This window comes from Paraburkholderia sp. CNPSo 3076, assembly GCF_026343935.1.
Lineage (GTDB): Bacteria > Pseudomonadota > Gammaproteobacteria > Burkholderiales > Burkholderiaceae > Paraburkholderia > Paraburkholderia nodosa.
Map to the genome: position 1 here is coordinate 1 of NZ_JAPMAL010000079.1, position 9,512 is coordinate 9,512.

Annotated in this window: 9 protein-coding genes and 4 pseudogenes; 5 read left to right on the top strand and 8 right to left on the bottom strand. The window is 54.9% G+C overall.

Translation table 11 applies throughout. The annotated features are described in order from the left end of the window. A pseudogene (locus M3A49_RS41185) lies at positions 1 to 258 on the top strand (IS5/IS1182 family transposase); the annotation flags it as partial. Positions 259 to 293: 35 nt separating this feature from the next. Here M3A49_RS41185 and M3A49_RS41190 read toward each other — a convergent pair. After that, positions 294 to 653 (bottom strand): annotated as a pseudogene (locus tag M3A49_RS41190) (transposase); the annotation flags it as partial. Between the two features lies 1 nt (position 654). Between M3A49_RS41190 and M3A49_RS41195 the strand changes: the two are divergent. Continuing rightward, positions 655 to 897: pseudogene (locus tag M3A49_RS41195) on the top strand (biotin/lipoyl-containing protein); the annotation flags it as partial. Positions 898 to 1,124: 227 nt separating this feature from the next. Here the strand turns inward: M3A49_RS41195 and M3A49_RS41200 are convergent. The 5 genes from M3A49_RS41200 to M3A49_RS41220 all read right to left on the bottom strand — a co-directional run bounded on the left by M3A49_RS41200 (position 1,125) and on the right by M3A49_RS41220 (position 6,059). Beyond that, on the bottom strand, positions 1,125 to 2,294 hold the full coding sequence (locus M3A49_RS41200; RefSeq protein WP_081772117.1) for a porin: 1,170 nt from the start codon (positions 2,292 to 2,294) through the stop codon (positions 1,125 to 1,127). A 336-nt stretch (positions 2,295 to 2,630) separates the two neighbouring features. Beyond that, a complete protein-coding gene (locus tag M3A49_RS41205; RefSeq protein ID WP_051482105.1) occupies positions 2,631 to 3,806 on the bottom strand; it encodes a trans-sulfuration enzyme family protein in 1,176 nt (391 codons plus the stop codon). A 12-nt stretch (positions 3,807 to 3,818) separates the two neighbouring features. After that, entirely contained in the window at positions 3,819 to 4,541 is a 723-nt protein-coding gene (locus M3A49_RS41210; RefSeq protein WP_254319272.1) for an amino acid ABC transporter ATP-binding protein, read from the bottom strand. An 86-nt stretch (positions 4,542 to 4,627) separates the two neighbouring features. Next, positions 4,628 to 5,278, bottom strand: a complete 651-nt coding sequence (locus M3A49_RS41215) for an amino acid ABC transporter permease (RefSeq protein WP_028209166.1) — start codon at positions 5,276 to 5,278, stop codon at positions 4,628 to 4,630. 13 nt (positions 5,279 to 5,291) lie between these two features. Continuing rightward, positions 5,292 to 6,059, bottom strand: a complete 768-nt coding sequence (locus tag M3A49_RS41220; RefSeq protein WP_028209116.1) for a substrate-binding periplasmic protein — start codon at positions 6,057 to 6,059, stop codon at positions 5,292 to 5,294. A gap of 196 nt (positions 6,060 to 6,255) precedes the next feature. On the opposite strand from M3A49_RS41220, the gene M3A49_RS41225 reads away from it, so the two are divergent. The 3 genes from M3A49_RS41225 (at position 6,256) to M3A49_RS41235 (ending at position 8,953) form a co-directional block, all read left to right on the top strand. Further along, positions 6,256 to 7,446, top strand: a complete 1,191-nt coding sequence (locus M3A49_RS41225; RefSeq protein WP_266233876.1) for a M24 family metallopeptidase — start codon at positions 6,256 to 6,258, stop codon at positions 7,444 to 7,446. 60 nt (positions 7,447 to 7,506) lie between these two features. Then, positions 7,507 to 8,265, top strand: a complete 759-nt coding sequence (locus M3A49_RS41230; RefSeq protein WP_028209118.1) for an IclR family transcriptional regulator — start codon at positions 7,507 to 7,509, stop codon at positions 8,263 to 8,265. 148 nt (positions 8,266 to 8,413) lie between these two features. Continuing rightward, complete coding sequence (locus M3A49_RS41235) at positions 8,414 to 8,953, top strand: hypothetical protein (protein ID WP_266233877.1); 540 nt, start codon at positions 8,414 to 8,416, stop codon at positions 8,951 to 8,953. A gap of 12 nt (positions 8,954 to 8,965) precedes the next feature. On the opposite strand, the pseudogene M3A49_RS41240 reads toward M3A49_RS41235, so the two are convergent. Continuing rightward, positions 8,966 to 9,217 (bottom strand): annotated as a pseudogene (locus M3A49_RS41240) (transposase); the annotation flags it as partial. A gap of 60 nt (positions 9,218 to 9,277) precedes the next feature. After that, the coding region (locus tag M3A49_RS41245) for an integrase core domain-containing protein (RefSeq protein WP_133190276.1) at positions 9,278 to 9,512 on the bottom strand (235 nt) is incomplete at its 5' end.

A 9,512-nucleotide genomic window follows, 5' to 3' on the forward strand; every position in this document is an offset into this window, starting at 1 on the left:
TTGCGGCGGGGCATCACACGCGGGCTACGCGCGATGATCAGACGGCGCAGCGCAATCGAGCCAGCCATCGGTCACATGAAGACAGACGGAAAACTCGATCGCAACTGGCTGAAGGGCGCGCTCGGCGATGCGATGCACGCGGTGCTGTGCGGCGCTGGCCATAATCTGCGGATGATCCTCAGGAAGCTGCGCTTTCTTTGTGTCTTCATTCTCGCTGCATTGTTCAACCGCAGCATTGCTGCCGACGCGATGGTGTGACGCCGGCCGCACGAGAAGCGAATTGTTCAGGGGCGACTCAGTAGCAGGAAGATCAACCGTATCATCTTGTGAGCCAGAGCGATGATCGCTTTTTTGTGCGTCTTGCGTACCATCAGGCTTCTATATTTGGCTGCCAGCGAGCTCTTGGTTTTCCACGCGGAGTTGGCGCATTCACACATGATGTAGCGGATAACCGAACTGCCTTTTCCGATTCGCCCTGACTTGCGCTTGCCGGCGGATTCATTCTTGGCGGGACAAAGTGCTGCCCATGCCGCGAGACGATCGGCACTCCCGAAGCGGGTCATGTCGTCGCCGATTTCGATCAGGATCAGGGCGCTCGCAATCTGGTCGATGCCAGGTACAGTTTGCAGCAGGCGATGCGCCCATTGGTAGGGGGTGCATGTAACAGAGATTAAGGTGCCTGACATCGGCGACTACAAGGGCGTCCCCGTCATCGAGGTGCTGGTTGCGCCGGGTGATGTAGTACGGGAAGAGCAATCGCTGGTTACGCTGGAGTCGGACAAGGCCACCATGGATGTGCCGAGTCCTTTTGGCGGCGTCGTTCGTGAAATAAAGCTCAGGGTCGGAGATGCCGTGTCGGAAGGCTCGGTCATCCTGCTCATGGAGCCGCACGGCGCGGTGCCCGAGGTGGTGACCAGTGAGGCGGCCTCCCGGGCGAACTCCGGGCCCCATGACTATCCACACATTATAAATGAACTGCCTGAACCGGCAGGCCGTCCTTCCACCCCTAGTCGCCTGTCAAATATGCCGGCAGTCACTTCGATCCACAGAACAAGAACCTATCGACATTCAGTAACCGACAGGAGGCGGCCCCCACAACTTTCGTGACGGCCGCCTCGAGCCACTTAAAACTTGTGGCTTATTCCGACTAGAGCGACGGTCTGGTTTTGACCAGACGATGGATCAACCGCTGCAATGTTAGCTACAGCAGGCAGGCCGCGCGAATCGGTTCCCGCTGCACGCTGATACACCACACCCCCATAAAAGTCGGTACGCTTCGAAATGCTGTAGTCGAATCCGATGTTTACCTGATGATAAGTGGCGGATGTGACGCCCGATGAATGCGTATAAGAATACGATACCCCGATCAGCGTCGCAGGCGAAAACTGATATGTTGCGTTGAGTTCGCCGATATTAAATGTTTGCGTGCCACGATATGCATTTTCCGTGTCTGTCAGTCCTTCCACCGGCGTTCTCCCCAAATCTCTAAACTGGGTATTGCTGTAGACAGCGCCGAGTGTTGCGGGGCCAATACTATAAGATGCACCGACAGAAAATATCCGCTCGGACCCCGCTGAGGCGAATCCCGAATCAACCGGACTCCAGAAATTCGATCCAGTCGTACTGGATCCAGCATTGTTACCGTAAAAAGAATAATTCGGATTATTAACTATAAGATAGCCGATGCCGACGCGTAGGTTTTCATTATTGTATCCTGCACCTAATCCGATGATGCTGTTCTGTTTTGTCGAACCGGGAACACCGCCAGGACTATACATTACTTTCCCGCTCAGCCCCCTGTACTCGGGAGTGGCATAGATGATCGCATTGTTTATCCACCTGAAGTCGTCCAGATTATCGACATCTGCCGGGTGCGCCCCGGCGCCCGAACCGTTGAACGCCCAGGTCCCACCCGCCGACAGTTCACCGGTGTAAGAATCGCCAGCGGAGTATTGACGTCCTAACGTCACCTTGCCGTAGGGGCCGGAAAGGCCGACAAACGATTGTCGACCGAACAACGTGTTACTGTTCCCCATCGCCCCCGAATTTAAGGAGAAACCACCCTCCACGGCGAACAGCGCAGCCCATCCGCCCCCTAGGTCCTCATTTCCTTTTAATCCCCAACGATTGGAATTCATCGCGCCGTCCATCAAGGCGTATTGATGTTTTCCGCCATCGTTGGAATTGAACATGAAAGCGTCGTCCACGACCCCGTAAAGGGTTACGCTGGATTGAGCATGACATACTGTTACAGACAACCCAAGTACAGCTGCAGCAAAAATCCTATTCATCATATCTCCTCCGCATCCGATATCGCCAATCTAAAAATCAATTCGCCTCTTGATATTAGTTATACTAACTTAATCGACAAGAAATAAACTACTCGTAAAATTAAGTCTCGCCACCAAGCCAAAGTTAGCGACGGCACAAAATTAGTTACTATAGAGTAAATGGGCAGCACATTAATAACTTTGCCGACCACACAAGCAGGCAGTCAACCCAACCTTTAGCACCTTTTACACCACCAGCAAAACCATCAACACAAAATAACTGACGATTTCCAACGGCACCTTGCCAACCATCATCACCGAGGATATCAAAAGTACCCCTCCTCGATAGAACAAAATTAACTAAAGGGCTGACAACAATCGCTCGATATCACGCCAAAGATCGAGCGGACTTTCCAATCCGACGCTGAATCTCAAATACGTTGAATTACAACTGCCCGCTCCAAAGCTACGTTGCCCATCGAGCGACATCGGTGCAACGAGGCTTCGCGTCCCTCCCCATGACGCGCCGATTGCGAACAATTCAAGACGACCCAGTGCCCGGTCGATTTGCGCCGTGTCTTGCATCTGCAGTTGGACAGAAAATACGCCAGTACTCCCCTGAAAGTCCCGCTTCCAATACTCGTGTCCGGGAGACTCCGGAAGCGCCGGGTGAATAACACGGGCAATTTCAGGGCGGTCCTTCAAGCGCAGTGCGAATTCCAGGGCGGTCGACCCGACGTGTGCCAGGCGCACTGACATGGTTTCAATGCCACGCAGCGCTAGAGAGCAGTCATCAGGCGATACACCTATGCCCAAATTTGCGAGTTGTTCTCTTACCTGCAGATAAACATCCATCGACGCAAAGCTCAACGCACCCAGCAAAAGATCGGAATGTCCGCCGACATACTTGGTCAACGCTTCAGCCACGACGTCCACGCCTAGCGAAATCGGCTTGCAAAAAATCGACGTTGCCCATGTGTTATCGCAACCGGTCAACGCATCATTTTCTTTCGCGATACTTACGATTTCACGGATGTCACAGACTTCCATTGTTGTCGAACCCGGAGCTTCTATCCAAATCAGCTTTGTCCGCCCAACTCTGATAGAGCTGCGCAGAGACTGCAGGTTCATCGGGTCGTAGATGTCGAACGCGACTCCATAGCGCTGCAGGACCTCCTCCGCAAAATCCTTCACCGGCGGGTAGACGCTATCGGGAATCAGGACATGATCGCCGTGCGCCAATAGAGTCAACATGAGGACTGATATAGCGGCTTGCCCTGACGGAACAAGGACGGAACGAACGCCCCCTGCGAGTCGGGTCAGTTGTTCCTCGAGTGAACGGGTCGTTGGTGTCCCCATCAACCCGTAGCTATATCCGTCCGGGAACTGAAGGGAACGATCGCGATAACTTTGTGCGCTTGGGAATACGATCGTGGACGCCCGATACACCGGCGTAGAAAAGCTCCGAAATCCCTCGGTGCTCGCGCCAGTCCTATGAACGCACAGAGTCGATTGTTCAAAAACATGATCTGCCATTTTTGCGCCACCTCACAGCACTTTTGAGAGAAATTCGCGCGTTCGTTCTTCACGCGGATTGCCAAGCACCTGGGCCGGCGGCCCAATTTCCAGGATTTTCCCGCCGTGCATAAATGCGACGCGCTTGCTTGCCTCACGAGCAAACCCCATTTCATGGGTAACAACAACCATCGTCATCCCATCGCGGGCGAGATTCCTGATGGCGTCCAGCACCTCACGTACCATCTCAGGGTCAAGCGCCGACGTCGGTTCGTCGAAGAGAAGTGCACGCGGCTTCATGGCCAGCGCGCGGGCGATCGCGACGCGCTGCTTCTGCCCGCCGGACAGTTTTTGCGGCACTACACCGGCCTTCTCAATCAGGCCCACCTTAGCCAATAGCTCCTCAGCTTCTTCCCTCGCCTGCAGCTTTGACATCCCCAGCAACCTCGTCGGTCCGAGAGTCACGTTCTCGAGCGCCGTCATATTGCTAAACAGGTTGAAGTTCTGAAACACCATGCCGATCTTTCGACGCAATTTGTTTACGTCGTACCGCCTGCTTAGCACATCTTCGCCGTCGATATGTATGGTTCCAGCGTCCGGCGTCTCGAGTAAATTCAGACAGCGGAGGAACGTTGATTTTCCAGATCCAGATGCACCGATTAAGGAAACCACCTCGCCCTCGGCGACCGACATGCTAACGCCATTGAGCACTTGAACTGATCCAAACGCTTTTTCGACACCGCTCGCAGAAATCATGGAGACACTTTCGGCTGCAACCTGGTGCGCGCTAGCACCTGGCTCGGATTGACCTCCGAGCTCAGAAAGAAGACGAATTGGCGCATTCATCGAGAAACCCTTCGTTCGAGATAGCCGGTCATGCGTTCGGCTATGAGGTATATGACAAGATACATGCCGCCCACTATCGAGAGGACACGGATCATGTCAAAATTCTGCATGTAAATGTTCTGCCCAGCGAGTGTGAGTTCCGTTACACCTATAACAGACAAAAGCGACGTATTCTTGAGCGTGATGCTAAGCTGATTCGCCAAATTCGGAATCATGGTTCGAAATGCTTGCGGAATAATCACCAGTCTCATGGTTTGCCAATGACCAAACCCGATTGCACGTCCAGCCTCCATTTGCCCTCGATCGACTGCCTGAATCCCTGAGCGAAAGACTTCGGCCAGAAACGCCGCCGTGTATAGCGCCATGGCAATTCCGCCGGCAATTGTTGCGGGTGTCCGAACACCCGTCAACACGGGTAGACCAAAGTAAACTAGCAAAATTTGGACGAGTAGCGGCATGCCGCGGATGACGGTTCCATATGCTCCGGCAAGCGAAGCCGCTAAGCGGAACTTGGACATTTTCATAAACGCGAGAGGCAAACCTAGTACGCCGCCGAAAATCATCGATGTCGCTGTCAGGATCACCGTTAGTTTCAACCCCTCCCAAAGAGAAGGAAGGTAATCCCAAAGCCAATTCAAATCTTTCATGAGTAGCTGCACCTCAATTCATGTTGTAAGTCTTCGCAATGGCATCCAATTCGCCGCTGGCTTTCAATTTCGCGATGCCCCGGTTGACGATTGCGACCCACTTGCTGCCTTTCGGGAAGGCGAACGCGATACCTGTCGGATCTAGCACAGGACTCACGATCTTGATCGTAGGCTTGGCACCTTCGATTCGCAATTGATAGTTCACCAGTGCGGAGTCGTAGATCATCGCGGCCACGTCACCCGATCTCATCGCAAGTTGCATACTTGCCGGATCCTGGAGGATGCGCAGCGTGACGCCCCATTCAGCCGCGTGCTCACGCGCTACTTTCAGTGCGGCAGAGCCCTGTTCGCAAGCAATCGTTTTGCCCTTGAGTTCAGCAAGGCTCTTGATTGCACTGTTCACCGGAACTACGACGAGAGCACCTTCGACGAAATAAGGCGTCGAAAAGTCCACAATTGCCTGACGTTCCTTCGTAATGAAGATACCGCTTACGGCGATATCGAGTTGTCCAACCTGGAGTGCCGGAATCAAACCGTCGAATGCCATCTGCTGATAACGCATATCAAGGTTTTCTAGCTTCCCTACCCTCTGCAAGATGTCGTTGCTAATTCCAAGAAATTTGCCCCCTTGGATATACGAGAAAGGTGGCGCATCGGGCGCAGCTCCGACAGCCAACTTAGCGGTCGTCACGTTGCCGTCCGCCAGCACGGCAGCCGAATGCCCGAACACCGCAGCCGCGACGCACACGAACATCGCAGTACCAAGCCTCTTTTTGAACATCGTCGATCTCCTCCAAGAAAGGTAAGTGACAGACCCACATCCTGCTGTCCGCATGTTCCTAATATCGGGTCACTGTTCCGTTATTATCGACGTCGGGCATGGGCAACGTTATGGGGGTTAACGAGCTCTGATACATGGTTTACTTTATCGGAACGTCGTTCCTATAATAGGTGCGGTCACCAGGACGGAGAAATCCATGAGCTTTGTCGGTAGTCTCGAGCAACACTCCCTCAGCCTTGCCTTCTCGTGCAGGCAGAAACTCTTCTCGGCTGCGCCGGAACTTGACGCAATCATCACTACGGACCCTGTCCACGTCGGTTACCTGACGGGCTACCGGAGCATCCTTCAGGACGCTGGTCCATATGCGCAAGCCGCGATCGCAACGCGCGATCGGGTGGCCCTGATTACTGGCGCGAGCGATGCAGCCGCTGCTTTAGAGGAATTGGAAGACCCATCGTGCATCTGGCGATACGGCGTCTTTTACGTCGGCGCAACGGCCAGAGTGGCCGGCTATGCAGACATGCCGGAACCGGGTGACAATTTTGTCGATACGATCGTGTCCGCATTACGTAGCTTCGAAATCCGCGGCGGCCGCGTGGGCCTGGACACGCGCGACGAAAAATTGGCACGGACAATTTGGCGGCAATTCCCTCAGGTGGCATTCCAAAACGGGGCGCCTTCGTTAAAGCGAGCGCGCGCAACGAAATTGCCAGGCGAACTCGCATTGCTGCGTCATGCCTCACGCATCACCGACAAAGCGCTCGAATCCATCGTGCCTATGATTCGAGCTGGCGTCACGGAACTCGATATCTCAGGCGAAATTAACGGCGCGATCGTTCAAGGGGGGGGCATCCCGCGCTTCGTCGTCGTTACGTCCGGCGAGCGCAGCTCACGGGTTGATGCCTACGCTCGCGCCAAGCGCCTTGAGAACGGAGACCTCGTGCGCATGGACATTGGCTGCACCGTACAGGGATACTGTTCAGACATGGCCCGTACTCTGACGGTTGGGGGCCCAAGCGATCAACAAGCCGAGCGCTACGCGGCACTGCTTGCCGGCGAGCAGGCGCAAATTGCGGCCTTGAGACCAGGCGCGTTGGCCAGCGACATTTACAAGATCGCTATCGACACTGTTCGGCAAGGTGCGCTGCCGGATTACCAGCGGAGTCACTGTGGCCACGGCATCGGTTTGCATTCCCATGAATTTCCCCCCATCGCCCCCAATTCGAACGTCCTACTCGAACCGGGCATGGTCTTCTGCGTCGAGACCCCCTACTACGAACTCGGTTGGGGCGGCATGATGGTGGAAGATACGGCTATCATCACGGATGGCGGACACGAGCTTTTGACCCATTCGACTCGGGAACTATGCCAAGATCGGGTAAAGTAAGGGCCCATCGCCCAACCCGACCATCCATAGGCCGCCAGGCTTTCGTATAGACAAGACCCAATGAAGAGTCAATCACTTGAGCGCGGCCTCGACGTCATGGAGCTACTCAATGCGTCGCAGGAGCCGATGGGGCCTCGAGAAATATCCCGTCGGCTCGGTTTAAGTCCGGCCATCGTTCAGCGTCTCCTCAACACCTTGACCGCAAAGCATTATTTGAGACGAGACCCTGTTACGCGTCGGTACAGTATCGGGTACCAGACGTTGAATATGGGGGCGGCGCTGATGGCGCGAGACACGTTGTTGTTGGAGGCCCGCGGAGAACTCCAGTTGCTGGCTGATAGCATGCGTATCGATGGTTATCTTGGCGTGCTTCAGGACAAAACCCCAATGTATCTGCTTTGTGTCGACGGCAAGGGACCAGTGACCGTCAGGGTACAACCCGGGTCTCCTATTGGACTACACAATACGGCCATTGGTAAGGCCATCCTTTCGTCCTTCCCTGACGACCAGGCCCTTGAACTGCTGCGACTAGAACCGCTGGAGCAGAGCACGGCCAAGACGATTACCGACCCGGAAAAACTTGTTGCGTCCTTGCATAAGATTCGGACCGACGGATATGCTCTGATCGAGGACGAACAGGTTATGGGGATCTCCTCAGTAGGCGCCCTCGTCGGGGATGTCAGCGGGCAGATGCGGACAGCGATCAGTGTCGCTTACTCGAAGCACTTCAGCCCTGAACTCAAACGACAAAACGTGATTGAGGCTGTTGTCGCCGCAGCGAGTCGGATCACGCGCAATTGCGGGTTTCATTCTGGCTGAGACAGACAGGCGCCACGCCACCCGCCGAAACACTGGTGGCCATCGCTGCAGTTGGCTTCCTGGTGAGGTAACATAATCGGGACCGGGTGTCCTGGTCACTGATCTCGGTCAGTCAAGCATCAGCAAGGATGCCTACTACGAGCTTGCCATGACAAATCGTACGCCCTTCGTTTGCGTTTTTACTCCCGATCGCTGGGGACAGGTTGACAAGTTCAAGCAGTTTTTTGCTACCACATACGACCTCAAGCCAGACGCAAGAAAAGCCGTCGCGGGTGTCGACAATCACTTTCAAAAAGCGTTGACCCTTCGCCGCGTGGCAGAAAAACTCGCGCCGAATCTTTGCCTGGACAACGAAGAACTCGCGCAAAAAGGCTTTACGGCCGCCCTTAACTCACAGGAATTCTCTGCTGTTGTTGAAGAAGTCTTCACCGAGCTGTACTCGTCGATCGATTGCGTCCGGAAGATCGTCATTGCGATATATGGTAGTTGCCGGCGTGTGCCCGATTCGACCCGCAAGCTGTTCGAACGCGCGGCCAGAGCAGAGATCGGCACAGACTTCCCCAAAGAGCTATTGTCGGCCCTGCAGGAGGCCACCTGGTTTAACGCATCTCGTTACCGTGAAAGCTGGGTAGTGCGGGCATGTGCATGCCCCCTCGCGTGGCCCGCGAGTAAAAATAGGCTCTTTTGAGATTTGAATGGGTTACGTGGCGTGCGGATTGATCGGCGCGAAGTTGAGTTTGCCGGCGATCAGGAACAGCACTGTGCGCATGGTTTCGAGGTTTGCGTAGCCGCGAGCGCGTCGCTTGGCGGCCTGAAACAGGCCGTTGAGTGCTTCCAGAAAGCCGTTGGTCTGGCGCGTCTGGGTCCATGCGACGATGCCGTCGAAGTGTTTTCGGATCATGCGGGCGACCTCCTTCATGGGTTCAACCTTGGATCGCATCACGTTGGTACAGAGGTGGCACCGCTTGTTCGGACAAGGTCCCGAGATTTTTAAGTGGAACGTCCGGGGCGATCATGCTGCCGATTTGATCGCTGGCAGCGTCGCGAAGTATGCCTCATCGGGCGTCTGATCCGCCAGGCTCGAATGAGGACGTTTGCGGTTGTACAGCTCAATGTATTGGCCAATGGAGCGCCGGGCGTGGCTGACCGACTCGTAGGCTCTCAAATAAATCTCTTCGTACTTGATGCTGCGCCACACGCGCTCGACGAATACGTTGTCGCGCCAGGCGCCTTTGCCATCCATCGAC